This is a genomic window from Streptomyces poriferorum (genome assembly GCF_019399235.1).
Taxonomy (GTDB): domain Bacteria; phylum Actinomycetota; class Actinomycetes; order Streptomycetales; family Streptomycetaceae; genus Streptomyces; species Streptomyces poriferorum.
Genome location: NZ_JAELVH010000157.1, coordinates 1 through 25,978 on the forward strand (window position 1 = coordinate 1; position 25,978 = coordinate 25,978).

Annotated in this window: 23 protein-coding genes; 12 read left to right on the forward strand and 11 right to left on the reverse strand. The window is 70.8% G+C overall.

Annotation, left to right across the window (positions count from 1 at the left end; all coding sequences use genetic code 11):
• From JGS39_RS24790 to JGS39_RS24800, 3 genes are all read right to left on the reverse strand, one after another.
• On the reverse strand, nt 1-719 hold a 719-nt coding region (locus JGS39_RS24790; protein WP_219571666.1), incomplete at its 3' end, for a sirohydrochlorin chelatase.
• A gap of 3 nt (nt 720-722) precedes the next feature.
• Nucleotides 723-1,028, reverse strand: a complete 306-nt coding sequence (locus tag JGS39_RS24795; RefSeq protein WP_148017165.1) for an urease subunit gamma — start codon at nt 1,026-1,028, stop codon at nt 723-725.
• A 63-nt stretch (nt 1,029-1,091) separates the two neighbouring features.
• The gene (locus tag JGS39_RS24800; protein WP_219571667.1) at nt 1,092-2,054 is read right to left on the reverse strand and encodes an urea transporter; all 963 of its coding nucleotides are present in this window, start codon (nt 2,052-2,054) and stop codon (nt 1,092-1,094) included.
• Between the two features lie 194 nt (nt 2,055-2,248).
• On the opposite strand from JGS39_RS24800, the gene JGS39_RS24805 reads away from it, so the two are divergent.
• Entirely contained in the window at nt 2,249-2,719 is a 471-nt protein-coding gene (locus JGS39_RS24805; RefSeq protein WP_219571668.1) for a fluoride efflux transporter FluC, read from the forward strand.
• The gene (locus JGS39_RS24810) at nt 2,716-3,090 is read left to right on the forward strand and encodes a fluoride efflux transporter FluC (RefSeq protein WP_148017162.1); all 375 of its coding nucleotides are present in this window, start codon (nt 2,716-2,718) and stop codon (nt 3,088-3,090) included. Before JGS39_RS24805 ends, JGS39_RS24810 begins: the two co-directional genes overlap by 4 nt.
• 80 nt (nt 3,091-3,170) lie before the next feature.
• On the opposite strand, the gene JGS39_RS24815 is transcribed toward JGS39_RS24810, so the two are convergent.
• Both JGS39_RS24815 and JGS39_RS24820 read right to left on the reverse strand, forming a co-directional pair.
• Nucleotides 3,171-3,347, reverse strand: coding sequence for a hypothetical protein (locus JGS39_RS24815; RefSeq protein ID WP_219571669.1), 177 nt, complete (start codon nt 3,345-3,347; stop codon nt 3,171-3,173).
• Between the two features lie 349 nt (nt 3,348-3,696).
• Nucleotides 3,697-5,181 (reverse strand): SDR family NAD(P)-dependent oxidoreductase, encoded by a 1,485-nt coding sequence (locus JGS39_RS24820; protein WP_219571670.1) that lies wholly within the window; start codon nt 5,179-5,181, stop codon nt 3,697-3,699.
• A gap of 316 nt (nt 5,182-5,497) precedes the next feature.
• Here JGS39_RS24820 and JGS39_RS24825 point away from each other — a divergent pair, with 316 nt between their 5' ends.
• From JGS39_RS24825 to JGS39_RS24850, 6 genes are all read left to right on the forward strand, one after another.
• Nucleotides 5,498-6,394, forward strand: coding sequence for an RNA polymerase sigma factor SigF (locus tag JGS39_RS24825; protein WP_219571671.1), 897 nt, complete (start codon nt 5,498-5,500; stop codon nt 6,392-6,394).
• Between the two features lie 27 nt (nt 6,395-6,421).
• Nucleotides 6,422-6,628, forward strand: coding sequence for a hypothetical protein (locus JGS39_RS24830; RefSeq protein WP_219571672.1), 207 nt, complete (start codon nt 6,422-6,424; stop codon nt 6,626-6,628).
• Between the two features lie 136 nt (nt 6,629-6,764).
• Nucleotides 6,765-8,024 (forward strand): PP2C family protein-serine/threonine phosphatase, encoded by a 1,260-nt coding sequence (locus JGS39_RS24835; RefSeq protein WP_219571673.1) that lies wholly within the window; start codon nt 6,765-6,767, stop codon nt 8,022-8,024.
• The gene (locus tag JGS39_RS24840; RefSeq protein WP_219571674.1) at nt 8,014-9,624 is read left to right on the forward strand and encodes a sensor histidine kinase; all 1,611 of its coding nucleotides are present in this window, start codon (nt 8,014-8,016) and stop codon (nt 9,622-9,624) included. Before JGS39_RS24835 ends, JGS39_RS24840 begins: the two co-directional genes overlap by 11 nt.
• The gene (locus tag JGS39_RS24845; protein WP_219571675.1) at nt 9,621-10,064 is read left to right on the forward strand and encodes a response regulator; all 444 of its coding nucleotides are present in this window, start codon (nt 9,621-9,623) and stop codon (nt 10,062-10,064) included. The genes JGS39_RS24840 and JGS39_RS24845 overlap by 4 nt, the downstream gene beginning before the upstream one ends.
• 99 nt (nt 10,065-10,163) lie before the next feature.
• Nucleotides 10,164-10,619, forward strand: coding sequence for an ATP-binding protein (locus tag JGS39_RS24850; protein WP_219571676.1), 456 nt, complete (start codon nt 10,164-10,166; stop codon nt 10,617-10,619).
• A 29-nt stretch (nt 10,620-10,648) separates the two neighbouring features.
• Here JGS39_RS24850 and JGS39_RS24855 read toward each other — a convergent pair whose 3' ends face one another.
• On the reverse strand, nt 10,649-11,824 hold the full coding sequence (locus JGS39_RS24855; RefSeq protein WP_219571677.1) for a PP2C family protein-serine/threonine phosphatase: 1,176 nt from the start codon (nt 11,822-11,824) through the stop codon (nt 10,649-10,651).
• Nucleotides 11,825-11,904: 80 nt separating this feature from the next.
• Here JGS39_RS24855 and JGS39_RS24860 point away from each other — a divergent pair, with 80 nt between their 5' ends.
• Together JGS39_RS24860 and JGS39_RS24865 are read left to right on the forward strand one after the other, a co-directional pair.
• Nucleotides 11,905-12,417, forward strand: coding sequence for a MarR family winged helix-turn-helix transcriptional regulator (locus JGS39_RS24860; protein WP_219571678.1), 513 nt, complete (start codon nt 11,905-11,907; stop codon nt 12,415-12,417).
• A 248-nt stretch (nt 12,418-12,665) separates the two neighbouring features.
• A complete protein-coding gene (locus JGS39_RS24865) occupies nt 12,666-12,998 on the forward strand; it encodes an STAS domain-containing protein (protein ID WP_219571679.1) in 333 nt (110 codons plus the stop codon).
• A 100-nt stretch (nt 12,999-13,098) separates the two neighbouring features.
• Here the strand turns inward: JGS39_RS24865 and JGS39_RS24870 are convergent, their stop codons facing one another.
• The 4 genes from JGS39_RS24870 to JGS39_RS24885 form a co-directional block, all read right to left on the reverse strand.
• Complete coding sequence (locus JGS39_RS24870) at nt 13,099-15,462, reverse strand: GH92 family glycosyl hydrolase (protein ID WP_219571680.1); 2,364 nt, start codon at nt 15,460-15,462, stop codon at nt 13,099-13,101.
• Between the two features lie 135 nt (nt 15,463-15,597).
• Nucleotides 15,598-18,198 (reverse strand): PA14 domain-containing protein, encoded by a 2,601-nt coding sequence (locus tag JGS39_RS24875; RefSeq protein WP_308120670.1) that lies wholly within the window; start codon nt 18,196-18,198, stop codon nt 15,598-15,600.
• A 238-nt stretch (nt 18,199-18,436) separates the two neighbouring features.
• Nucleotides 18,437-19,078, reverse strand: coding sequence for a GAP family protein (locus tag JGS39_RS24880; protein ID WP_219571682.1), 642 nt, complete (start codon nt 19,076-19,078; stop codon nt 18,437-18,439).
• Nucleotides 19,079-19,494: 416 nt separating this feature from the next.
• Nucleotides 19,495-20,208, reverse strand: a complete 714-nt coding sequence (locus JGS39_RS24885) for a (2Fe-2S)-binding protein (protein ID WP_219571683.1) — start codon at nt 20,206-20,208, stop codon at nt 19,495-19,497.
• Nucleotides 20,209-20,433: 225 nt separating this feature from the next.
• Here JGS39_RS24885 and JGS39_RS24890 point away from each other — a divergent pair, with 225 nt between their 5' ends.
• Nucleotides 20,434-21,753, forward strand: coding sequence for a DMT family transporter (locus JGS39_RS24890; protein WP_219571684.1), 1,320 nt, complete (start codon nt 20,434-20,436; stop codon nt 21,751-21,753).
• Here JGS39_RS24890 and JGS39_RS24895 read toward each other — a convergent pair.
• Entirely contained in the window at nt 21,723-23,096 is a 1,374-nt protein-coding gene (locus tag JGS39_RS24895) for a transglycosylase family protein (protein ID WP_219571685.1), read from the reverse strand. The genes JGS39_RS24890 and JGS39_RS24895 overlap by 31 nt on opposite strands.
• Before the next feature lie 367 nt (nt 23,097-23,463).
• Between JGS39_RS24895 and JGS39_RS24900 the strand changes: the two genes are divergently transcribed.
• Nucleotides 23,464-25,974 carry a glycoside hydrolase family 3 C-terminal domain-containing protein gene (locus JGS39_RS24900; protein ID WP_219571686.1) on the forward strand — a complete coding sequence of 837 codons (2,511 nt, stop codon included), beginning with the start codon at nt 23,464-23,466 and terminating at the stop codon, nt 25,972-25,974.
• Nucleotides 25,975-25,978: the final 4 nt, after the last annotated feature.

A 25,978-nucleotide genomic window follows, 5' to 3' on the forward strand; every position in this document is an offset into this window, starting at 1 on the left:
GTGTGGGAGTGACCGTGGTTCTCCGCCGCGGTCAGGCCGGCCGCGACGCCGTCGTCACCGTGCTCGCGCCAACGCCGTCGGGCGTCGGCGACCCGCTCGCCGAGGACGCGTCGCAGTGCCGACGCGGGGATGAGCGGGCCGGCCCGGTCGACGGGCACCGTTTCCGCCTCGGGCACATCCGGCAGCGCGAACGCGGCCGGGACCAGCGTCACCCGCTGCGCACCCAGCAGCCGGCACCGCCGGATTCCCTCGGCCGGGTCCGGGTCTCCCCCGGTGAACGCAACCTCGACGAGGCCGCTGCGACCGTAGCGCCGTACGAGCGCGGCGATCCGGTAGAGCTCGGCGTCCTCGAACGGGTCGCCGGACGGTGCGGTGACCAGCAGCGCGGAGGTCTCGGGTACCCGGCCCGCCGCCGCCCGCAGCCACGCGACCAGGTGCTGGGAGGTGCCGAACGGCTCGGCGAGCACGGTCGTGCCGCGCTCGCCGGCGGGTACGGCGCGCAGCGTCCGGGCGGCGTCCGCGACGAGATCGGGGTCGCGGCCGAGCGTCATGGGAACGACGACGGTCTCCGTGTTCCGGCGCCCGTGCGCGGTGATGCTCCGGAACAGTTCGCGCCCGCTCGACACGATGCTGACCCCGGCGTCCACGACGCCGTCCAGCGCGCGCCCGTAGGCGGCTTCGTGACCGCAGACGGCGATGACGGCAACGGGCTCGGCCACGGGTCAGCCGCCGATGGGGTCGTGGCAGGACACGAGCTTGGTCCCGTCCACGAAGGACGCCTCGACCTGCAGCAGGCCGAGCATCTCCCGCACGCCGTCCATGGTGTCGCTCTCGCCCACCACGTGGCGGCCCAGCTCCATGCAGTCAGCGACGCTCTTGCCGTCACGGGCCGCTTCGAGGATCGCCTCCGTGATCAGCGCGACCGACTCGCTGTAGTTGAGCTTGAGGCCGCGGCCCTGGCGCTTGCGGGCCAGATCGGCCACCACGTAGACCAGCAGTTTGTCGATCTCGCGGGGTGCGAGGTTCATCGTCAGTACCTTCCTCGGTGATGTACGGGCAGAGGGCAGAGGTCCGGTGCCGGCCGGGAGCGGTCACTCGCTCCGGCGCAGGCGTGGCAGCAGGGGTACGGCCGCCATCAACACCCAGGTGGTGAGGATGAACGGCCAGGTGAAGGTGTGGCCGCCGAACGATTTGAAGAAGGACGTCAGCGACGCGGTGAGGCCGGTGGTCGCCGCCGCGCCGAACAGGGCGTAGACCCCCGTCCAGACGTTGTTGGCCATGAAGACGGCGCCGATGGCGATGCCCACAAGCACCGCGTTGTATCCGTAGATGCCGCTGGCGATCAGCGCCGTGGGTGCGCCCAGCGCCCAGGCGGCGATGATCCCCATCACACTTCCTGCCGCCGCGTAGAGAACGACGCGCAGGCCGGCCAGGGCGAGCCCGACAAGCATGATCAGCCCGACGTACCAGCTCTCGACCAGGAAGATCTGCGAGACGTTGTTGAAGAACGCGTGCCAGAGATCGTTCCAGGACAGTCCGGTGTCACCGCTGGTCGTGCTGGACACGGCGGCAGGGGCGCCGTGCCAGACCCGGTCGAACGAGGGGGCTCCCAGCACCATCACCCCGGAGACCAGGCAGAACGGTGCGGTCAGGGGCGTGAGCCCGAAGGGGGTGAGGAAGGTGCCCAGCGCGGCCATCAGGATCGTGCACATGATGGCGCCGACGACGGCCAGCACGTAGGTGGCCGGATGGTTGCCCAGCGAGGAGACGAGGGCGATGCCCGTGAGGCAGCCCGCGTATCCCTGGAGTCCGAGCGCGATACCCGCCCGGTCGACAGCGAGGGCGTAGGCGGTCGCGGTGGCGATCAGCGTGCCGAGGGTGGCGAAGAGGCCGGTCTCCCAGCCCGAGACCCACAGCGCGATGAGGATCGCGGCGCCGGTCAGCAGGCCGGGCTGGAGGTCGACCTGTCCGACACCCCGCAGGGAGGCAAGGACGTATGCGGACGGCTGACGTTTCTCCAGCCGCCGGACGATTTCCGGCTCGGCGAGGGACAAGGCTGGCTCCAGCGAATAGGCGGAGGGGGTGCTTCCGTCCTGCGGGCAGGAAGAACCGAATCCCCACAATCAAGACACAGAGCCATCACCCTGTCGCGTTGTGTGTCTGCCGGATTGGCCCAGTCAGGTACCCCTGCCGCCGCCGCCCGCGCGCTCCGGCCGGGCAGCGGCGGCAGGCTCCGTAGATTCGCAGGATGTCGATCAAGATGGAGTTGCACCGCCACAGCCACCCGGACCATCACCCCGGTGTGCAGCTGTCGGTCGTGGCAGCCGTCGCGGTCGGCGGCGCGGCGGGAGCCGCTGCCCGGTACGGCGCCGAGCGCCTCTGGCCGACCGGCACCTCGGCCTTCCCGTGGACGATCCTGCTGGTCAACACGGTGGGATGCTTCCTGATGGGTGTTCTGATGGTCACCCTGAAGCTGCGCTTCCCCGATGCGCCCCGGCTGATCAGTCCGCTGCTGGGTACCGGCGTGCTGGGTGGGTTCACCTCGTTCTCGCACTACACGGACAACGTGCGGGAGTTGTTCGAGAACCATCAGCCCGGCTACGCGGTCGGCTGCCTGCTGCTGACCGTGGTGGCCGCGCTGGCCGCGGTGACCGCGGGCGCGTTCGCCACCCATGCCGCCTTCGGGCGCTCCTACCCCGCGGGGAGCGACGCCCGATGACCGACTGGCTGCTCGTACTCGCCGGCGGGCTGGTGGGCGCGCCGCTGCGCTACCTGCTCGGTGTGGACGCGAAGTTCCGCCTCCACACCGCTTTCCCGTGGGGCACCTTCGCGGCCAACGCGGGTGCCGCCCTGATCCTGGGCTTCGTCGCGGAGGCGGCGACCGACGGCGAGCTGGGTACCCGGCTGAACCTGCTCCTCGCCACGGGGTTCTGCGGAGCCCTGTCGACGTGGTCGACGTTCTCCTACGAACTGCTCACCCTGACGTCCGCCCGCCGGGTCGGCCTGGCGGCGGGATATCTGCTCCTCACCGTCTGCGCGGGCGTGGGGCTCTCGTTCGCCGGGGCCGCCGTGGCGAACGCGGTCTTCTGACCACGGTGAGCGTCACGGCACGACCGAGCTCCGGCCTCGTCCCTGTGCGGGGTACGGGCCGGAGCTCGGGTGGGAAGCACTCAGTCGACGCCGGGCAGGATGTGCGGCTCGGCGAGGTCGTCCTCGTAGCCGGCCAGCCGGATCGGTGCGGACCTGGCCCAGACCTCGATGTTCCGGAGCTTCTCGGGCCTGCGGGCCCGCTCTCCGTGCCGTGCGGCAGGCCGCTGGTCGCTCTTCGTCAGTTCTGGTGTCGTCACCGCGCACTCCTTTGTGTCGCGTAGCCCCCGGCGTGTCCGACGTTCCGGCGTCATAACCGGTGGTCGGCCGCCCATGGGGCGGGGCAGGGCAGGATCTGTTCGGTCGCGGTGGCGCCGGGTACGGGGCGGGACGGCGGCCCGGTTGACGGGCCTGTCCCAGGACGGCCGAGGAACCTTCGTGGATCCCTTGGTGGCGTCCGTTCCCCTCAGAGTAACCAAATGAGCGGGCTCGTGCTCGATGGAACGTGTGCCCTGGGTCACTTTCAGCCACCATGCAGCGAAAAGACCCGGCCCGGAAGACTTCCCGGGCCGGGTCGGCGACCGAACGGAGCGCCTGAACTGCCGAGTGCTACCAGTTCGCGGGCGCGTAATCCTTCAGGAAGCAGCCGTACATCGCCTCGCCGGCTTCGCCGCGGACGATCGGGTCGTAGACACGCGCGGCGCCGTCGACCAGGTCCAGCGGAGCGTGGAAGCCCTCCTCCGCGAGGCGCATCTTGTCGGGGTGCGGTCGCTCGTCGGTGATCCAGCCGGTGTCGACGGCGGTCATCAGGATGCCGTCCTTCTCGAACATCTCCTGGGCGCTGGTGCGGGTCAGCATGTTCAGCGCGGCCTTCGCCATGTTGGTGTGCGGGTGGCCCGCACCCTTGTAGCCGCGACCGAACACGCCTTCCATCGCGGAGACGTTGACCACGTAGGAGTGCTTGGCGGCGGTCGCGGCCATCGCCGGGCGGAGCCTGCTGATCAGGATGAACGGCGCGGTGGAATTGCAGAGCTGGACTTCCAGCAGCTCGATCGGTTCGACCTCGTCGACTGTCTGGATCCAGCTGTTGGTGTGGTGCAGGTCCGGGACGAGCCCGCCCGCGTCGATCGCGGTGCCCGCGGCGATGCGCGCCGGTGACGCCGAACCGGTCACCAGGGCGAGCCCGGTGACGTCCTGCGCGCTCAGCCCTTCCTTGCGGGCGGCGGGCAGCGCGGCCACGCGGTCGACGGTGCCGCTGCCGAAGGTGCCGATCACCTCGGCGGCCGGCAGTTCACCCGCGGGCAGCGGGGCGGACTCGGCACCGAGCAGTTCGCTGTACGCCTGCGGGGAGCGGCGGACCGTCTGCGCGGCGTTGTTGATCAGGATGTCCAGCGGTCCCTCGGCAGCCACCGATTCGGCGAGCGCGACGACCTGGGCGGGGTCTCGCAGGTCGATGCCGACGATCTTCAGGCGGTGGATCCACTCGTCGCTGTCCGGCATCGCCTTGAAACGACGGATCGCGTCGTTGGGGAAGCGGGTGGTGATCGTGGTGTGCGCACCGTCGCGGAGCAGCCGCAGCGCGATGTACATGCCGATCTTGGCGCGCCCGCCGGTGAGCAGGGCCCGGCGGCCGGTGAGGTCGGTACGCGCGTCGCGCCGGGCGCGGTTCTCGCGGGCGCAGTCCTGGCAGAGCTGGTGGTAGAAGGCGTCGACCTCGACGTACCGCGTCTTGCAGATGTAGCAGGACCTCGGCCGCTGGAGGACTCCGGCGATCTCGGAGGCGGCGGACGACGAGGGCAGCACGCCCTGGGTCTCGTCGTCGATGCGCTCGGCCGAACCGGTCGCGGTCGCCTCGGTCACGGCCTTGTCGTGCGCGGTCTTCGCGGCGCGGCGCTCCTGGCGGCGGCGCTGCTTCACGGTGCGGTAGACACCGGCGGTGGCACGGCGCACCGCGATGGCGTCCGGGTGATCGACCTCGATCGTGTCGAGCTCGTCGAGCACACCCAGGCAGACGGCCAGCCGCTCCGGGTCGATACCGGGACCGAACTCCTCGATCCCGGGCGCGATCTCCGGGCTGTCATCTGTCACCGTCATTGCCGTTCCTCTGTTGCTTGTGCCGCCGGATTCTCTCGGCGGGCCGTGGCCGCCGTGCCGGGCTCACGAGGACTGGCATCCACGGTTCTGAGGTCCGGCCGCGGGCTTCTGCGCAAAGCCGCCGCACTGCGGGCCGAACGCCCTCGTCAAGTTTGCCATGCTCCGGGTGCTGCTCCATTCGAGTAGTACGGGCGGCTTCACCCGGCGGCCGGCCCTGCGCCGCAACGCCCGAGGAAAAAAATCGCACTCAGTCCGCATGACCTCGCCATTGCGGGGCACACGAGTCCCGAAACACTTGGCAACATGGAGGGGCGACATGACGACGAGCACGACGGAGCAGACCGGCACCATCCCTGGCAGCCCTGCTCGCACGCTGTCCGGGCGGGACAGCGCGGGAGCTTCGGATCTGCCGTGGATCGAGGACACCGGCAAGGTGGCCCCGAATGACGCGCGTGCTCTGTCGAAGCTGTTCCTCGACCGTCTCCAGTCACTCGAAGAGGGCACGCGCGACCACCAGTACGCGCGCAACACCCTGATCGAGATGAATCTCTCGCTGGTGCGCTACGCCGCCTCGCGGTTCCGCAACCGCGGCGGCGACGACGCCGAGGACATCATCCAGGTGGGAACCATCGGGCTGATCAAGGCCATCGACCGGTTCGACCTCTCGCGCGACGTCGAGTTCGCCACCTTCGCCGTCCCCTACATCGTCGGGGAGATCAAGCGTTTCTTCCGGGACACCACCTGGGCGGTGCACGTGCCGCGACGGCTCCAGGAGCTGCGGGTGGATCTCGCCAAGGCGAAGGAGCAGCTCTCCGCGGAGCTGGACCGCGACCCGACGGTCAAGGAGCTCGCCGCCCACCTCGACCTGTCCGAGGAAGAGATCATCGAGGGGCTCGTCGCGGCCAACGGCTACTCGGCGGGGTCCCTGGACACCCCCTCGACGGAAACCGACTCCGGCAACGACCAGCGGTCGTGCGCCGACCTGATCGGCGAGGCCGATCCCGGGATGGAGACCGTCGAGAACCTCCACACACTGGCTCCGCTCCTGGAACAGCTCGACGACCGGGAGCGCAGGATCGTGCAGATGCGCTTCGGCCAGGAGTTGACGCAGTCCCAGATCGGTGCCGAGCTCGGTGTGTCCCAGATGCACGTCTCCAGGCTGCTCGCCCGCATCGTCAAGCAGTTGCGGGCAGGGATGTCCGTCGAGGTGTGACCCAGGCGCGTGAGAGCATCCTGTCCCATGGATCTCTCCCCCCTGCAACTGGCCGTGCAACGTCTTCGGGACGCCGAGGCGGCAGCCGATGCCGCCCGCGCGGACGTGGAACTGGAAGCAGTTCTCGCCGTCCGCGCGGGCGCCGGCGTCGAGGCGGTGTCCGGGGTCGCCGGCATCACCCCGCACGATCTGCTCAGGCTGGAGAAGCTCACCGGCGACATCCCGCCGAGCTGAACCACCGGGGCCCGAACCCCGCTCATCAGGCGGGCGACGCCCGACCACCACACAGCCGCGGGCGTCCTTCACATATGCTGCGGGGCGACGACCGGCAGCCCGCTCGGGCGCGACGAGAGGGTGAACCGTGGCTGAGATGCGCACCAGCTTGCACTCCCGGCCCCCGGTCGCGGCGGCGTTTCCGGTGCAGGCCGGATCCGTACCGGCCGAACGGCCTTCCGTCTGGGACCTCAACGCGGCCATCCTCCTGGTCGAGGACGACGCCGGCGACGCCCTGCTCGTCGAGGAGATGCTCGCCGACGGCGAGCTGGACTCCGCGCTCACCTGGTGCAAGACCCTGACCGAGGCGCTCACCTTCCTTCGCCGCCATCGGACACCCGTCTGCGTCCTGCTGGACCTGCACCTTCCCGATGTGCACGGGCTGAGTGCCGTGAACCGGATCCTGGAGACCACCCCGGACGCCGCCATCGTGGTGCTGACCGGCCTGGCGGAGGCCGAGGCGGGGCTCGACGCGGTGGCCGCCGGTGCGCAGGACTACCTCGTCAAGGGGCGGATCGATCCGCAGGCCCTGTCGCGCGCGGTCCGCTACGCCCTCCAGCGCAAGCAGGTCGAGCGGGCGGCGGCCGCCCTGCGCGCCACACAGTCGATGGCCCAGGAGAACGCGCGCCTCGAACGAGGGCTGCTGCCCGTCCCGCTGTTGCACGACGACAGTTTCGAGGCCGTCGCCCGCTATGAGCCGGGCCGCGCCCACGGCCTGCTCAGCGGCGACTTCTACGACGTGGTCCAGAGACCCGACGGCACCGTCCACGCCGTGATCGGCGACGTGTCCGGACATGGTGCCGCGGAGGCCGCGCTCGGTGTCTGCCTGCGGGTGGCCTGGCGCACCGCGGTCCTGTGCGGCACCGACCAGCTCGAACAACTCGCGCTGCTCGAGGAGATCCTCGTCGCGGAGCGTTCCGACCCCCATGTCTTCGCGACCGTCACCTCGCTCGTCCTTCCCCCCGGCGGAGACCACGTCGTCATCGTCAGGGCGGGACACCCGGGGCTCCTGCTGCGCGACGGAACGGACATCGAGTGGGTGGAACCCGAGGGCGGCATCGCGCTCGGCCTGCTGCCCGGCCACGGCCAGTGGGTCTCGACCGAGCACGCGCTGGCACCCGGCGCCGGTCTCGTACTCTTCACCGACGGCCTGTTCGAGGGCCGCACCGGACAGGACACCCGACTGGGCGAGGAAGGGCTGCTGGCCATGGCCCGGGACCGGTCCACGCTGCCGGCCCGGCCGTTCATCGACGCGCTGGTCGCCGGCGCCGCCGAGGGCGCGGCGCCCTACGGCGGCCTCGCCGACGACGTCGCCGTGTTGCATCTCGCTTGGAAAAGGACACCCCATGAGCAGTGACTCACCGGACGACACCCCGCAACGGCCGGGACGGCTGGCGCGGCTGTCGGTCCAGAACTGGGTCCATCTGATCCTGGGCTGCTTCGTCGTGGTCGTGTGCGGCTGCCTGGTGGTCGGCGGACTCGTCCTGGCCCGAATATCCGACCGGACCACCGAACTCGTCGACCGTATCCAGCCGGCCCGCTCTGCCTCCTTCCAGCTGCAGAACTCGCTGCTCGACCAGGAGACCGGGGTCCGCGGCTACGCCCTCACCGGCGATCCCACTTTCCTGCAGCCGTATGCGAACGGCCGGCGCGACGAGCTGCGGCGCCTGGCGCGGGTCCGCGACGCCATGGGTGCCGACGACCAGTACGACCGCGATCTGGACCGGATCGCCGCCGCCTCGGCACAGTGGCGCAAGGTGCATGCCGAGCCGCTGATCGCCTCCGTCCGGCGCGACGGCCCGGAGGGCCGGTCGTCCGCCAGGACCGCCGAGAGCAAGGCCGCTTTCGACACCCTGCGGCAGCTCTACACCACGCAGCAGGCCCACCTCGACACTGCCCGGGACCACGCCCGCGCCCAGCTCAACGACGCCCGCGTCACGCGGGACAGGGCGCTGATCGCGTTGGTGGCCTGCTTCCTCGTGTGCGTGATCGCCCTCAGCCTGCTGCTGCACCGGGTGGTGGGACAGCCGCTCAACGCCCTGGCCGAGGCCTCCCGTCAGGTGCGGTCGGGCGCCTTCCGCCGGCGGATCGACGTGCGCGGGCCGTCCGACGTACGGGCGGTGGCCGCCGCTGTCGAGGACATGCGCTGCCGGCTGGTCGAGGAGCTCGATGCCTCCCAGGAACGCGAAGACCTGCTGGCGCAGCAGACGGAGGAGCTCCGCCGTTCCAACTCGGAGCTGGAGCAGTTCGCCTACGTCGCCTCGCACGACCTCCAGGAGCCGCTGCGGAAGGTCGCGTCCTTCTGCCAGCTGCTGGACAAGCGGTACGGGACCGAGCTGGACGCGCGTGGCAAGCAGTACATCGACTTCGCGGTCGACGGCGCCAAGCGCATGCAGGTGCTCATCAACGACCTGCTGACCTTCTCCCGGGTGGGCCGGGTCCACGACAGCTGGAACGTCGTCGACCTCGAGGCCTCACTGGACCGGGGCCTCGCCAATCTGGCCCTGGTCATCGAGGAGTCGGGAACCACGATCGTGCGTGCGGACCCCCTCCCCGGGGTGAACGGCGACGCGACGACGCTCGCGATGATCTGGCAGAACCTGATCGGGAACGCGGTGAAGTTCCGCCGCCCGGACGAGCCGTGCGTGATCACGATCGGCTGTGTCCGCGAGGAGGACTTCTGGCATTTCACCGTGACGGACAACGGCATCGGAATCGCCCCCGAGTTCGCCGAGAAGGTCTTCGTCATCTTCCAGCGTCTGCACGCCCGCGACGAGTACGACGGCACGGGGATCGGGCTCGCCCTCTGCCGCAAGATCATCGAGTTCCACGGCGGCCGGATCTGGCTGGACCCCGAACCCCGCCCGGGCGCCCGCATCCACTTCTGCCTGCCCGTCGACGCCGACACGTCGCCGACCGCGGCCGGCCCCGCCGAGATCTCCGGAGATACCACGTGACCAACCCCGTACAGCCCATCGAGGTCCTTCTCGTCGAGGACGACCCCGGCGACGAGCTCATGACGCGCGAGGCGTTCGAGGACAACAAGATCCGCAACACCCTCCATGTGGTCCGCGACGGACAGGAGGCGCTGGACTTCCTCTACCGCCGCGGCGGGTACGGCGACGCGCCGCGCCCCGACCTGATCCTGCTCGACCTGAACCTGCCCAAGTACGACGGACGCCAGGTGCTGGAGCAGATCAAGCAGGACCCGGAGCTCTCGCTCATTCCCGTGGTCGTGCTGACGACGTCCTCCGCCGAGGAGGACATCCTGCGGAGCTACAAACTGCACGCCAACGCCTATGTCACGAAGCCGGTCGACCTCGATCAGTTCATCGCGGCGGTCCGCCAGATCGACGAGTTCTTCGTGACGGTGGTGCGCCTTCCCGGGCGTGCGTAATATCTGCTGACATCGCTCGGGAATGGGATTTCCCGACGTGGGTACACGAACAGCTGGAAGAGAGGTCGAGGCCTCCCCGCTGCGCCCTGGCTGGAGCACATGAAAGAACAGGCCATCTCCCGGCCGGACGACTCCCCGAGGAGTTGTCCGCCTACGGAGGCACTGCACAGCGCCGAGGTCTTCGACGGCGAACCGGGGTGCATCTCCCAGGCGCGCGCCCTGGCCGACCGGTTTCTCGCACGGCTCGTGTCCGAGTGGACGGCCGTGCTCGGCACGCACACTCGCAACGATCTGATGCTGGCGGTGAGCGAGCTGGTCACCAACGCCGACCGCTACAGCCACGGGCCCTATCTGCTGGAACTGGAGGGCACCGCCGAGCGCATCAGCGTCACGGTGTACGACAGCAGCAGCGCGCTCCCGGTCTTCTACTCCCCCGACCCGAGCCGGCTGGGCGGCCACGGCATGGAGATCGTCGTGGCCCTGTGCGACCGTCTGACTGCCGAACGGGTGCCGGTCGGCAAGCGCATCCGTGCCGAGTTCATACTCACCGGCTGACCCGCCCCGGTAGTGCCCGGGCCGGGGTTTCAGCCACCACTTCCCTGTCTGCCGAACCAGTCGACGCAGACGACCAGCGCGTCGTCGAGCGTCTCCGCATCGCGGTAGTCGGCCAGTTCACGCAGGACGGCGCCCGGAACCGATGCCGCGGGGAGCAGCCGCGTCGCGAGGATCACCCTGGCCAGCCCCCGCTCCACGTATGCCTCGCCTCGGGGTGACACGGCGTCGTACACCCCGTCGCTGACGAGCAGAAGCCGGTCTCCGGGGAGCACCTGGAGGTTCTGGACCACGTACTGCGACTCCTCGAACATGCCGAGCGGCAGCTGGGCGTCCAGGTCCACGCGTGAGACCGTTCTGCCGCGCAGCCTCCACAGTTGCGGGGATCCCGCGTCCACCGCGCCGACCGCTCCGGTCGCGAGGTCGAAGCGGAGCAGCAGAGTCGACACATGGGCGCTGCCGCGGTGCTGATCGTAAAGAGCCTGGTCGGCGAGGGCGGCCTGGTCCGCGATGCCGATTCCCGCCCTTCTGGCGTTGCGCAGGGCGTTCACGGCGAGGTTGGTGAGCAGGGAGGCCTGGATGCCCTCGCCCATTCCGTTGGTCACGGAGACGGTCAGCTGGTCGCCGTCCGCGGACCAGTCGAAATTGTCCCCGTGGATGGCATAGGCAGGTTCCAGCTGAGCGCCGATCGCGTACTCGGCCGCGGTGAACGACCTGGCGGGGAGCAGTTGCCATTGCATCTCGGCGGCGAGGGTGAGCCGGGTGATGCGGCGGGCCCGCTGGTAGTGGTCGGTGTCCCGTTCCGCGACGATGATCTCGTGGCCCAGGAGGTCGGCCACGTGCGCGAGCTCCTCCATGGTCTGCGGGGTGGACCATACGGCCGGCAGCCGGACGCTGAGAACTCCGAGGCGCTCGCCGCGTACCGTCACGGGAAAGTGGTGGTCGACCTGGTCGCCGCTCCCGGCCGGCTCCTCGTGCGGGCGCTGGCTGCCGAAGGTGCGGCCCTGGGGGCTGTTGTTCATCGACAGCGTGCGTTCGTCCCCCGATGCGGGGCCGACCGTCTTGAGCACGGTCATCCCGTAGTCCGCCAGCAGCAGCTGGACGGACCGGGCGTCGTACGCGGTGACGAGTGCGTCGCGCACCGTCTCCACCAGGGCGTGCGGCGCGGCGGCGCGTACGGCTGCCTCGATGTCGCTACGGGCGTTCACGGTCTTCCGCTCATTCTTCGTCGGGTGACAGGCACGGGGCCGGGCTGACAGAAAGGCGTTCCGGGTGACAGAGTGGACGGATGCCCCACCACCCCGGTCTTCCTCACCGCCTCGAGCGGGTGTCCGGGGACGTCTGCGCGGCCTCCGAACTGCTGGAGGTGCTGTGGGGCCGCGGCCAGGAGGCCGCCCCTCCGGGAACGGTCTCGCCCTCGCAGCTGCGGGCCCTGCTCGTCATCGAGAAGCAGGAGGGCAGCAATCTCCGCTCGCTGGGTGAGGCGCTCGGTTCGCGCGCTCCGTCGGTGAGCAGGCTCTGCGACCGGATGGAGGCCATGGGCCTCGTCCAGCGGGATCCGAGCCCGACGAGCCGCCGCGAGGTCGAGCTCCGGCTGACCGGTCGGGGCCGAGCCCTGCTGGAGGAGTGCCGGGCGATCCGTACCCGCGAGCTCTCCGCCGTGCTGGAGCGGATGCAGCCCGCCGAGGTGGCGGCGCTCGCCGAAGGGCTGGCCGCCTTCCGCTCGGCCGCGTCGCAGCGGCTCACCGCCGGCCGGAGCCCGGCCGACCGGCTTCGCGACGAAATCGCGGACAGCGCCTAGCTTCATCCAGCCCCTGCTTCCGCCTATGAGGCACTCCCCGAGGGGTGCGCTCGTTGATCATTGAGGGTACAGATTGTTGCCCAACGAAGAATGTTGTCAAATGACAACTATTACTTCTATCGTTGGTCCCCCACCCGCCGCGAGCAGGGACGGACTTGCACCGGACCGTCCACATCAACCGGCTTTCTCCCCGCCATCCAGTGCATCACGAGGTGACCGTGCTCCCATCCCCAAGCGCCGGCAGAGCCATGAGAATCGTCCCACGGCAGCACCGCGGAGCGCTGGTGCTCGCTGTTGCCGGTGACCTCGACATCGACAACGTCGCCCCGCTCGGCGCCGCGCTGGAGAGCGCGGCGCGCGACGGCGAGGGCCCCGTCGTCGTCGACCTCTCGGACGTGAGTTTCGCTGACTCGACGACGGTGAACGTGCTTCTTCAGGGCCAGTCGCTGCTTGGCCCCCGGCTGCGGCTCGCCGCACCGTCGCCGTTCATGGAGCGGCTCATCGGGTTGCTGGGCCTCGACAGCGCACTCCCGGTCCTCCCGACCGTCGCCGAGGCCGTCGATACCTCGCTGCCGTCCTGAGGCCGCTAGCCGCCGAGCGCCCTTCGCCTCCTGAGGCCGCGACACGCCGAGCGCCCTCCCCCTCGTCGGACGAGGGGGAGGGCGCTCGGCGTGCGTCCGGTCAGCCCAGCGCGGGCGGAGCGTCCTCGGGCGAGGTGCCCCACGCCGACGGCTCGCTGCCCACGGTGAACGTGAGCGAGCGGGCCGAGCGGATGTCGTCCGTCGTGAGGTAGGTGCGCGACTGCTGCGCACCGTCGAGCCGCGCCGACTGGATGTAGCGGTCGGTGTCCGAGGCTCCGGGCGCGCTCACCGTGAGCGATCCGCGCGGGTAGTACCGGCGGTCGAGCTTGATGTCGACGCGCTCGAATGCCGGCGTGGACAGGCCCCAGGTGTCGGTGCCCGGCTGGACCGGGAAGACACCGATCGAGGAGAGCACCATCCAGGCGGACATGGTGCCGAGGTCGTCGTTGCCCGTCATACCGGTCGGACCGTTGGTGAAGAGCGTCAGGGCGGCGTGGACCACATCGGTCGTCTTCCACGGCTGACCGGTGGACAGGTAGGTGTACGGGGCGATGAGGTCGGGCTCGTTCTGCGGGTTGTACTTGTCCGCGTTGTAGTACGCGTACGGGCCGTTGACCCAGACCTCGCGGGCGGTCTTCGCCGGGTCGGCGAGGAGCTTGTCGTACGCGAAGAAGGAGTCGAGCCGCTGGTTGGCGGCGTCCTTGCCGCCGATCAGGTCGACCATGCCGGGGATGTCCTGCGGCACCATCCACTGGTACTGCCAGGACGTGCCCTCGTGGAAGCCCTCGCTCTGCGCGGGGTCGGCCGGACCGGTGAAGGCGCCGGAGGCGTCACGGGCGCGGAAGAAGCCCGTGGAAGGGTCGAAGATCTTCCGGTAGTTCTGTGCGCGGGCGTCGTAGCGGGCGGCGTCGGCGTCGTGGCCGAGGTCGCGGGCCATCTCGGCGAGCATGCCGTCGGACAGGGCGTACTCCAGCGTGGCGGAGGCGCCGTGGTCGTAGTCGGAGTCGCCGGGCTTGGCGTGCGGACGGTCCTTGATGTAGGGGGCGTAGCCGTCCTTCAGGTACTCGGCGTTCGCTTCGCGGCCCACCGGCGCGGAGTCGGTGGCCGGCACCCCGTCGGCGTTCTTCTTCAGCGCGCGGTACGCCTCCTCCTCGTATCCCTTCAGCAGTCCCTGCTGGTAGGCGTTGGTGAGGAAGGGGGTGACCGGGTCACCGGTCATGATGTTCGTCTCGACCGTGCCGTAGCCCCACTTGGGCAGCCAGCCGCTCTCGGCGTCGATCCGCAGGACGGATATCGCCATGTCGCGCGACTCGCGCGGGGCGAGCAGCGAGAGGAGCTGGGCCTGGGTGCGATAGGTGTCCCAGAGCGACCAGTTCTGGTAGTAGGTGAACGTCCCATGCGAGTCGACGGCGCGATGGGTCTTCTGGTCCCAGCCGGTGTAGCGGCCGTCGACGTCGCTGCCGACGTTGGGCGCGAGGAAGGACCGGTAGAGCGAGGAGTAGAACGTACGGCGGAGTTCGTCGCTGCCGCCCTGGGCCTTGACGCCTTCGAGGCGGTCCTCCCAGCTGCGCTGTGCGGCGCGCTCGACGCGGTCGAAGCTGTGGCCGCCCTCGGCACGGAGGTTGAGCGCGGCGCCCTTGGCATCGACGTAGCTCAGGGCCGTGGTGGCCTCGACGGTGCGGTCCTCGGTGGTGTCGAACCGCAGCCAGGCGCCGTTGCGGGCGTCGGTGGCCGAGGACTTCTTCGTGCCCTCGGTGACGGTGTCGCCGTTCCACGTGCCGGACGTGGTGAACGGCCGGTCGAAGTGGGTGACGGTGTAGACCGTGTACGGCTTGGTGTCCTGGCAGAAGCCACTGCCCGTGATCGCGGTCCGTACGGTGCGGTTGTCCAGGATCTCGACCTTGGACGACAGCGTCTTGTGCAGCGACTGGCCTGCGTTGAGCAGGACGTTGGCCTTGTCGGTGGCCGGGAAGGTGTAGCGCTGCACCCCGGTGCGCTGCGTCGCGGTCAGTTCCGCGTCGATACCGGTCTTCAGCCCGACCTTGTAGTAGCCGGGGCTCGCCTTCTCGTCGTCGTGGCTGAACTCGGCCGCGTACTTCGCGTAGTCGGTCTCGGTGACGTCACCGGTGGTGGGCAGGGTCGGCAGGTCGCCGCCCAGTCCGCAGCCGACGCCGGAGAGATGGACCGAGGAGAAGCCGCGGATGTGGTTCTCGCCGTAGTCGTACCCGGTGTTGTGGCCGGTGTCCGGGGAGAGCTGCACCATGCCGAACGGCACGGAGGCGCCGGGGTAGGTGTTGCCCTCGTTCTGGGTGCCGATGAACGGGTTGACCAGGTCGGTCAGCCGGCCGTCGGCCCGGGGCGCGGCCTGGGCCGTGGCCCCGGTGGTGAGGACACCGCCCAGGAGCGCGGCGGCGGCGAGTGCGGCCGCCGGGCCGCGCAGGCGCGGCCGTGGGATCCGGTGCATGGGGATACTCCTTAGGACAACGTTGTCAGAGCGCGATCATTCTTGGTTCCCCGTTGATCCACGTCAAGGGGTCGGACGGGCCGCTGTGGTCCGTCCCGCGCAGGGACGGACCACAGCGGCCTCGAAAGGTCGGACCTACAAGCAGCCAGCGACGACGTCCTTCGACGCATCGCGGATCAGCGCCTGCTGGGCGTCGTGGACCCGCTTCACATCGGGCTTGACGACCTTGCGGTCGTAGGTGAGCAGACCGTTCAGCTCGCCCTCCACATCGGAGATCTGCGTGTACACCGCGCCGTTGCCACCCTTGCAGGCCAGCGCGTGCACCTCGTCGAGCTTGGCCAGGTAGTCGTCGGTGTAGGTGGCCTGGTCGACCGCGATGTACGACTGCTGCACCGCCCAGGCGTGGCCGGGCACCGCGAGTCCGAGTCCGCCGTACTCGCCGCTCATCAGGGCCCGCCGGCCGTCAGGCTTCGGCAGCGCGGGGCTCGGATAGCCGTGCTCGTCGATGATGTCCCCGGTACCGCCGTCGGTACCCAGGTTGATCCCGGACATGCTGTTGATCAGGCGCGTCGGGTCCCAGGCCTTGGCCTGGTCGGCGATCCGGGCCTCGTCGTACTGGCCCCAGCCCTCGTTGAAGGTCACCCACATGACGATGGACGGGTGGCTGGAGTGTTCGTCGATCATCTCCTTCATTTCGTGCTCGTACTCGGCGCGGGCGGCGGCCGACGGGTTGACGGTGTTCATCGCCGGCATGTCCTGCCAGACCATCAGGCCCAGCTTGTCCGCCCAGTAGAACCAGCGGTCGGGCTCGACCTTGATGTGCTTGCGGACCGAGTTGAAGCCCATCGCCTTGTGCATCTTCAGGTCGTACGCGAGCGCCTCGTCGGTGGGAGCGGTGTGCAGCCCGTCCGGCCAGAACCCCTGGTCGAGCGTGGCCATCATGAAGACCGGCTTGCCGTTGAGCATGGTGCGCGGAGTGCCGTTCACCTTCTCGACGGCGACGGACCGCATGCCGAAGTAGCTGCCGACCCGGTCGGATCCGACCGTGACCTTGAGCTGGTAGAGGTGCGGATCGTCCGCGGACCACAGGTGCGGGTCGGGCACGGGCACCTTCAGTGCCGATCCGGTCCGCCCGGTGACCGTACCCACCTTGCGCCTGCCGTCGTACGCGGTAGCCGTGACCGGCACACCGGCCCGCACCCCGCGCACCTCGACGGCGACGTTCTCGCCCGCGACGTCCGGGGTGAGCTTCAGCGAGTCCGCGTGGTCGGCCGCGACCGGCTCCATCCAGACGGTCTGCCAGATACCGGAGGACGGGGTGTACCAGATACCGCTCGGGTCCAGGCGCTGCTTGCCCATCGGCGGGTTCTCGCCGTCCTCGGCGTCGGTCGGGTCGTAGACGCCGACGATCAGCTCCTGGGTGCGGCCGGGCTTCAGCGCGTCGGTGACGTCTGCGCTGAACTTGTCGTAGCCGCCCTTGTGTTCGGTGACCTTGTGGCCGTTGACGTACACCTCGGACTGCCAGTCCACGGCGCCGAAGTTCAGCCGGAGCCGCTGCGCCGAGCCGACCTTCCAGTTCTTCGGGACGGTGAAGGTCCGGCGGTACCACATGCGGTCCTCGTGCCGTTCGATGCCGGAGAGCTGGGACTCGACCGGGTACGGGACGAGGATCTTCTCACCGAGCTTCCTGCCGACCGGCGGCTGCTCCCCCGCCTTCGCCGCGGCGAACTCCCACGAACCGTTGAGGTTTTGCCAGTTGTCACGGGTGAGCTGCGGTCGCGGGTACTCCGGCAGAGCGTTCTTCGGTCCGACCTCATCGGCCCATGCGGTGCGGAGCTGGTACGTGGAGCGGTTGGGCCCGCTGGACCAGAAGGCGCCGACCTGCGTGCCGTCCTCGCCGGCCAGTGCGCCGTCCCCGTCGTAGCGGATGTCGGCCAGGCCCTTGGCGTCACCGGCCTTGTTCCCGACGACCGGTTCCTTGAGGGCGACGGTCAGGCTGCGCGGGTCGGCCGGATCCGCCTCGACCGCCCCGAGCGGCCACTCGGCCCCGCCGATCACGGCGTCGAGGTGGTTCACCAGACCGGCCGGAAGGGCGCCGAGCTTCTGGGCGAAGTCGAGCTTGAGGGTGCGGCCGTCGGCGAGCACGGTGGCGCCGATGGCGCCGTCGTACGCGAAGTCGTCCGGCAGCCGGAAGGCGGACTGCGGTACGGGCACCTTGGTGCCGCCCGGTTCGGTCCACTTGAGGTGGAGGTTGGAGCCGCCCTGGTGCTCGAAGTACTCGACCTTGAAGTCGTAGGCGGTCCCCGCGGTCAACTCGACCGGCTGGGAGGTCTGTTCCTTCTCCCAGTCGTCGACCCAGTGGTCGATGACCGGCTTCCCGTCGATCCAGAGGCGGAAGCCGTTGTCCCCGATCATGGAGAACGTATGGGCGCCGGACTTCTCCGGGACGATCTTCCCGGTCCACCGGATGCTGGCGTCGTCGGCCTGGCCGGTGGCCGAACTCAGCCGCGATTCCAGGGTCGGGAAGTCGATGGAGGGGTCGAAGCCGGTGGCCTTGAGCGTTCCGAAGTCGAAGGCCCCCGGGGCGGACTGGGTGTAGTACTCCCCCTTCAGCCCCTGCACTTCGGAGGCGGCTCCGGGGTCCTGGCCGGCTGCCGAAGCGGCGGGTACGGCGGACAGACCGGCGGCTCCCACGGCAGCTGCCAGGAACAGAATCAGTCTCTTGTCGATGCGCACGGATCCTCCTTGGTGAGGAAGGGTGGCGGCTCGTTGCAGCACGATGTACAACGTTGGAAGGAAAGGCAGTTGGCATGACAGCACGCCGAACGCGGCGCTGTCCAGGTCCATGACAAGCCCGGATGCGGAGCGGAGGAATACCGGAAGAGCCCACGTCAGAGCTCTGTGAACGGCGGCGCGGACCGGATCACCACGCCGTCCATCGGCATGCCCGGAAGGCGCCCGGCAAGGGCGTGGATCAGACGAGTTGGTAGAGACTCTTGGCGACCAGCCACAGGCCCGCCAGCAGGGAGAGCGTCACGATCGCCTGGTCCTGATGGCTCTCCGTCCAGTCGCGCAGCGCGCCCAGCCTCGCCCGGGCCTCCGTGGGCCGGAACGTCGCGTACAGCAACATCGCCAGCAGGCCGGAGGTCGCCAGCAGGCAGAAGACGAAGAGCGCCACGTACGAGCCGATGGAGGACAGGTGCGCCTGAACCACCGTGGCGGCTCCCGCGGCGACGAGGCCCCACGGCTGCAGGACGACGCCCAGGCCGGCCGCGGTCCACAGCGAGGCGTTGTCCAGCCGTGACAGCCACTTCGGGGACCGGCGCGGGCGGCTGCCCCGCCGCCTCTTCCGCTCCGCATAGACCACCATCCCGATGCCCAGCGCCAGTTTGAGCGCCAGGGCCGCCGTGGAGGGGGCGCTGCGAGGGGCGGGCGGCTTGCCGCCGGTCAGCAGGATCACCGCGGCCAGCACGAGGACCAGGCAGCCGAGCCAGGCAAGGACGAACGCGAGCCCCTTGCGTACGCCACGGGGCGTGGAGAGCAGGAGGATGAACGCGCTGTTGTGCAGGGGCCCCAGGTTGATGGCCAGCCCGATGATGACCAGATCAAGAACCATGCGCGGCACCGATCACCCTCGCGGTGCAGGCACGCGGCCCCGCACCGATGATCCTCACGGCGCCGTGCCCGGTGCCCGGGCTCCTCCCGGTGCGGGCACCGGGCCCCGCACCGATCACCCTCGCGGTGCAGGCACGCGGCCCCGCACCGATGATCCTCACCGCGCCGTGCCCGGTGCCCGGGCTCCTCCCGGTGCGGGCACCGGGCCCTGCACACTTCGTCTTCCCAGTGCGGTGCCCCATGCCCGAGCTCCTCGTCGCAGAGATGAATCCGTCCTCCGTCGACTTCGTAGCCCGTTGGCCGTCCCCCCGCCGCCGTACGTGCCGAACCGCTCACGAGAGAGACCCGAAAGGCTCTGTCGTGCTTCCGCCCCCGCCTTCTCGGCCGGGACGCCCGGGCCGGGAACTTCCGTTTCGATCAGGCCGGATCCGAACGAGAGGTTCCAGGTCGTGGCGCCTCGTCGAAGACGCAGTCGCCGCACAGCCCACCGCCCGGCACGCGGTAGTAGAGGCAGCACGTGCTCCTGCGGTAAGCCGGTCCGTGCGGTGCGCCCGTGCCGCGCAGATCCGGGTGGTCGAAGAGTTCGGCGGCCAGGGCGCGGGTGCGCGCGGCGGCGTCGGGCCTGCCATGGGTGCGCGCCCACACCATCAGTTGGCGCACGGCTCCCGCCAGCGCCGATCCGGCGTTGCCCCACAGCAGCCGGAGCGGCACGGGGGTGTCCCGGCGCACCGCCTCGCCGAGCGGGACGAGATGGCCGTACTGGACGACGTCCCGGATCCCGGCTGCCGAGCCCGGAAGCACGGTCCGCCCGTCGAGCCACAGGTCGTCCGGGGCGGGCAGCCGGGGGTCCCAGTGGAGGTCCTCGGCCCGCAGGGCCGGGACGCCGGCCGAGAGGACCGCGGACCCGAGCGCCGTCGACCACAGCCGCGCGGCCAGCCCCAGATGCGCGACGGAGGCGGCGACGCGTCGTTCGGTCGTCCCGAGCCGCGCCGCGACGGTGTCGATGCGGCCCGTGAGCGGTGCGTCCTCTCCCGCGTACAGCCGTGCCAGCGCAAGATGCCCGCCCTCGGGCACCGGGGTCGTCCGCAACGCGAAGAACCCGCCCGGACCTGCCTCTTCGTTCCCGTCCATCGCGCTGCCGCCTCCCCGATCCACCGGCCACCTGGTGTGACGCCACGGGCACCGGCAGTGCCGCGGCTCGCGGTTCACCGTATCCGTGCGGGATGATCGTTCTGACGTCGGCCGCGAGGAGGACTACCGTCGGGAGGAGGACACCGGGACTACTCCCGTACTACCAAAGCAGTAGGCCGAATCGCCGTCTCAGGGACGACGACGCGGCGGCTTTGAAGGGAGATCGTGGTGTACATGAGTTCCCTCGCGCTGTCCGTGCTGCTGTCACTGGTCTCCGCGGTCGCCTACGCGGCCGGGGCGATCGTCCAGGAGCGCGTGGCCACGGCCTCCGACGGCCGCTCACTCGCACCTCTGCGCAACCGGGTCTGGTGGGCCGCGGTGGCCCTGAACGGCGTGGGCGCCGTCCTGCACGTGGTGGCGCTGGCCTACGGCCCGCTCAGCCTCGTGCAGCCGCTGGGCGCCCTGACCATTGTCTTCGCCCTGCCGATGGCCGCTCTCTTCGTACGCCGCAGGGCCGGGGCGACCGCCTGGCGCGGCGCGCTCATGGCGACGGTGGGGCTTGCGGGACTGCTGGCCCTGACCGGAGGGTCCGACGCGCAGTCCCTCGGCGGGCCCGAGCAACTGATGCTCGCGATCGTGACATTCGGCGCGGTGGCCGCGCTGATGCTGGTCGCGAAGGCCATACGCCGGCCGGTGATACGCAGCGTGGTCCTGGCCGGAGCGGCGGGTGTCGCCTTCGGTATCGCGTCCGTGTTCACGAAGACCGTGGCCATGCAGTGGACCTCGGGCGAGGTGGGCGCGGGTCTGCCGACGCTGCTCGTGATCGCGGCGCTCGCGGGGGCCGGACTGCTGCTGTCCCAGGCCGCGTACCGCGGCGCGGGTCTGACGGCACCGCTCGCCACGGTGACGGTGGTGAACCCGGTGGTGGCCGCCGCGGTCGGCATCACGCTGTTCGGTGAGCAGTTCCGGCACGGCACCGCCGGCACGTTGCTCGCCCTCGCCTGCGGGGCCGTGGCGGCCGGCGGGCTGATCATGCTCACCACGGAGCGGATGAGCGCGGAGCGCCGCGAAAGCCGGCGGACCGCCGTCGGCGAGCACCCGCAGGGCGATGCCCACGCGGGCCAGGAACCCGGTGGCGCGACCGTCGCCGCACGTCCGCCGGGAGCCCTGCCTGTCGGCGCCTCCGGCGAGGACGCGGCGGATTTCGCCGGGCCCGCCGGCTCGCCGGACCCGGCGGGCGCACCGAACGGCCCGGCGGGCACGGTGCCCCGGCCGGTCCGGGCGACGACGCCGACCGTGGTGGCCTTTCCCGAGCCCGTGGCGCCGACACCGGCGGCGGCCGCGGGAACGTATCCCACGCCTCTGCCGGTGACGGTGCGGAAGCCGCTGGAGCGCCGGGTGGGCCGGGCGGAGTTCGGACCGGATCCGCGGCCGCCCGGCGGCGGCGCGCGCAGGGGCGCGTCCTCCACGGGGTCCACCGCATCTGCCGCCGCGGCCGGTGACCGGCCCGGCATTCAGACCTTGACGCCGCCCGCCCTGAGGTAGACCAGCGGGTCCACGTCGGAGCCGTAGTCGGGCCCGGTCCGGATCTCGAAGTGCAGGTGCGGCCCCGTAACGTTGCCGGTGGAGCCGGAGCGGGCGATGCGCTGTCCCCCGCCCACGTGCTGGCCGGAACGCACCAGGAGCGACGACAGGTGCGCGTACTGGCTGTACTTGCCGTCGCTGTGCCGGATGACTATCTGGTAGCCGTACGCCCCGCCCCAGCCCGCCGAGACGACCGTGCCGGGCCCCACCGCCTTCACCGACGTGCCGGTGGGCACGGGGAAGTCGACGCCCGTGTGGTAGCCGCTGGACCAGGAACCTTCCTGGTGGTACGGGGTGCCCGTGCGGGCCGCCACCGGAGCGGTGAGCCCGGAGTGCTTCTCCGCCCGCTCGGTCTTGCGGGTCTCCGTCCTGTGGGTCTCGGTCTTCTTGGGTTTCGGCTTCGCCTGCTGTGTCTGCTTCGGCTGGGCCGCCGGCTTCGGCTGAGCCTGCTGCGCCGGCCGGACCGTCTGCTTACGCTCCGGCTGTGCCGTCCTCTTCGGTGCGGGCGCCGCCTTTTCCTTGACGTCCTTGGCTGCCCTGACGGCCCTGGATTCGTCGGCGTCCTTGGCCCGTGGCGGCGACGTGGCATCCGTCTTCGGAGCAGCGCCCCTGACCGTCCTCGGGGTCCCTGCCAGGTCGAGGCTCAGACGCTGGCCCGGAAAGATCAGGTCCGGGTCGTCGCCGACGACCTTGCGGTTGGCCGAGTAGAGCCGCTGCCAGCCACCGTCCAGGCGCCGTTCGGCCGCGATCCCGGAGAGCGAGTCCCCGCGCGCCACGGTGTACGAGTCACGCTTGCCCGGCACCGTGGTCGGTGTGGCCTTCTTCGTCCCGGCGCTCTGCGAGGCGGAGGCACGGGGTGCGGCCTTCGCCTGCGTCCCGACCCCGGTCGTTCGCTCGGTCTGCGGGCTGAGGTCGGGTCCGTCACCGCCCCGCGTCAGGCCCGCCTTCCCCGAACAGACCGGCCACGCGCCCGGGCCCTGCCCCTCCAGGACCTTCTCCGCGATGGCGATCTGCTGGTCCCTGGTGGCCAGGTCCGCGCGCGGCGCATACTCCGTACCGCCGTAGGCAGCCCAGGTCGAGCGGGTGAACTGCAGCCCGCCGAAGTACCCGTTGCCGGTGTTGATGTCCCAGTTGCTGGTGGATTCGCACGCGGCGACCTTCTCCCACACATCACCTGACGCGGCACCCGCCGACGCCGCGGTGATGAGCGGGAGGGCGATGCCCGCACCGCCCGCCGTGACCGTGAGCGAGACACGGTTGATGCGGCTCGGCTGGTATCTGCGGTGCCGTCCGTTCGCGGCCATGACTTGGCTCCCCCACAGGCAGTAGGACACGTCGCAAGCGGTCAACTTATGTGCAGACAACGCGTGATGACAAGAGCACAGCGAGTTCCGGCCACCGGCGGAGGCCGGGCGGCACACAGCCCGAGCAGAACCGTGGACCACCGGCGGAGGCCGGGCGGCACACAGTCCGAGCGGAACCGTGGACCACCGGCGGAGGCCGGGCGGCACACAGTCCGAGCGGAACCGTGGGCCACCGGCGGAGGCCTGGCGGCACACGGTCCGTGCGGAACCGTTCCCCATTGACACGGTCGCTGTCGGCCAGCGACGCTTGGCGCGGGAGAGCGCTCTCCCGGCTATCGTGCGCGCGAACTGAAGGGGCATGACCGTCATGAGGGACGAAGAGATCGATCCGCTGCTGGAGAAGCTCGACCTGGCTCAGAAGGTGCGCCTGCTGACCGGTGCGAGCACCTGGCGTACACACGCCGAACCAGCTGTGGGACTGCGTGCCCTCACCCTCTCCGACGGACCTGCCGGAGTGCGCGGCGAGACCTGGGACGAGCGCGAGACATCGCTCGTCCTGCCCTCGCCGACAGCGCTGGCCGCCTCCTGGGACGAGCACCTGCTGACGGATCTGGGCGCGCTGCTCGCCTCGGAGGCGCGGCGCAAGGGTGTGGACGTGCTCCTCGCCCCCACCCTGAATCTGCACCGGTCCCCGCTGGGCGGCCGCCATTTCGAGTGCTTCTCCGAGGACCCGCTCCTCACCGCCAGGACCGGCGTGGCACTCGTCAAGGGCATCCAGTCCGGCGGGGTCGCCGCCACCGCCAAGCACTTCGTCGCCAACGACGCCGAGACGGACCGGCTGACCGTCGACGTCCGGATGGACGAACAGACGCTCCACGAGCTCTATCTCGCCCCCTTCGAGGCAGCGGTGGCGGCCGGCGTCCAGGCGGTCATGTCCGCGTACAACAAGGTCGACGGCGTCACCATGTCCGCCTCCCCGCTGCTGGAGCAGCCGTTGAAGGAGGGCTGGGGATTCGAGGGGCCCGTGGTCTCGGACTGGGGCGGTGTGCGCACGCTCCTGGACACCGCACGCTCCGCGCAGGACCTGGCGATGCCCGGGCCGGACGGCCCCTGGGCGCAGGGCCTGCTCACCGCGCTGGAACGGGGGCTGGTCTCCCCCGCGGCCGTCGACGACAAGGTGAGGCGGCTGCTCCGGCTCGCCGGGCAGGTGGGTGCGCTGGGATCGCCCCGGCCCGTGCGGCGGCCCGTCATCGCTCCCGGCGCGCAGCGGGCACTGCTGCGCCGGGCTGTCGCCGCGGGCTCGGTACTGCTCCGCAACGACGGGGACCTGCTCCCGCTGGACCGGGCGGGGCTGCGCTCGGTCGCGGTCATCGGTCCGCACGCCGCGGCGGTGCGCATTCAGGGCGGGGGCAGCGCGGAGGTGTTCCCCGAGGCGGTGGTGACTCCGCTGGCCGGGATCGAGGCGGCGCTGGACGGCTCGGCGAAGGTGACCCACCATCGGGGCCTGCCGCCATCCGGCCGGCCCCTCCCCCTCACCCTGGACAGGTCGCGCGATCCGCGCACCGGAGCACCGGGCGTGCTCGTCAGGCTGCTGGACCCGGACGGCGGCGAACTCCATGCCGAGCACCGGCTGTCCGGGCGGATCGTGGAACCCTCGGTCGTGGTCGACGGCGCCGCGGCCGTGGAGATCCGGGCCCTGGTCCGCCCCGACGTGGGTGGTGCCTGGACCTGGGCGGTGGGGGGGTGGGGGGTAATCTCCCTGTCCGTCGGCGGCGAGGTGGTGCTGTCCGGCACGTTCCCGGTGGACAGCGACGATCCGACCAGGGTCCATGTCGCCCCGCCTCTGCACCGCGCACAGGCCGAGCTGGTCGCGGGCGAGGAGGTGGAGGTCGTGGCGCGGCGCTCGCTGGCCCCGGGTTCGGGTGTGGCGACCGTTCTAGCCGCAGCCCCTCCCGCCGGCGACGCCTCCTCCGTCCTCGCCGAGGCCGTGGCCGCCGCGCGCGCCGCGGATGTCGCCGTGGTGGTCGTGGGCACGACCGAGGAGAGCGAGTCGGAGGGACACGACCGCGAGAGCCTTGACCTGCCCGACGGCCAGAACGCTCTCGTGCGGGCCGTGGCGCGGGCCAATCCGCGCACGGTGGTCGTGGTGAACTCCGGCGGCCCGGTCGCCCTGCCCTGGCACGCCCGGGTGCCCGCCCTGCTGCTCACCTGGTTCCCCGGGCAGGAGGCCGGCGGCGGACTCGCCGACGTCCTGTTCGGCCGGGCCGAGCCGGGTGGCCGGCTGCCGACCACCTGGGGCGCCGCGCAGGACGACGTACCGGTGCTCGGCACCGCCCCCGCGCCCGACGGGCGGCTGCACTACGAGGAGGGCCTGCACATCGGCTATGCGGCCTGGCTGCGGTCCGGGGCCGTTCCGGCCTACTGGTTCGGCCACGGGCTGGGGTACACGAGCTGGGAGTACGAGGATCTGACGGCCCCGGCGACGGTCCGGGCCGGAGAGGCCTTCGACGTACGCGTCCGGGTACGCAACTCGGGGCGACGGCACGGCCGCGAGGTGGTCCAGCTCTATCTGGCCAGGAAAGGCTCCGCGGTCGAGCGGCCGGCCCGGCGCCTGATCGGGTACGCGGCGGTCGGCGCGGAGCCCGGGGAGAGCGCGGTCGCGGTGATCCGGGTCCCTGGGCGCGCCCTGGCACACTGGTCGGCCATACGGCACGGATGGGAGACGGAGGCCGGCGACTTCGCCCTGCTGGGCGGCCGTTCGGCGGGCGATCTGCCGCTCGGCACCACGCTGACGGCGGTCGCATCACGGCACCCGGCCGGAACGGACGCCGACAGCGGTCCGGAGCGCACTGGAGAGCGCTCTCCACTGATGCTATAAATGC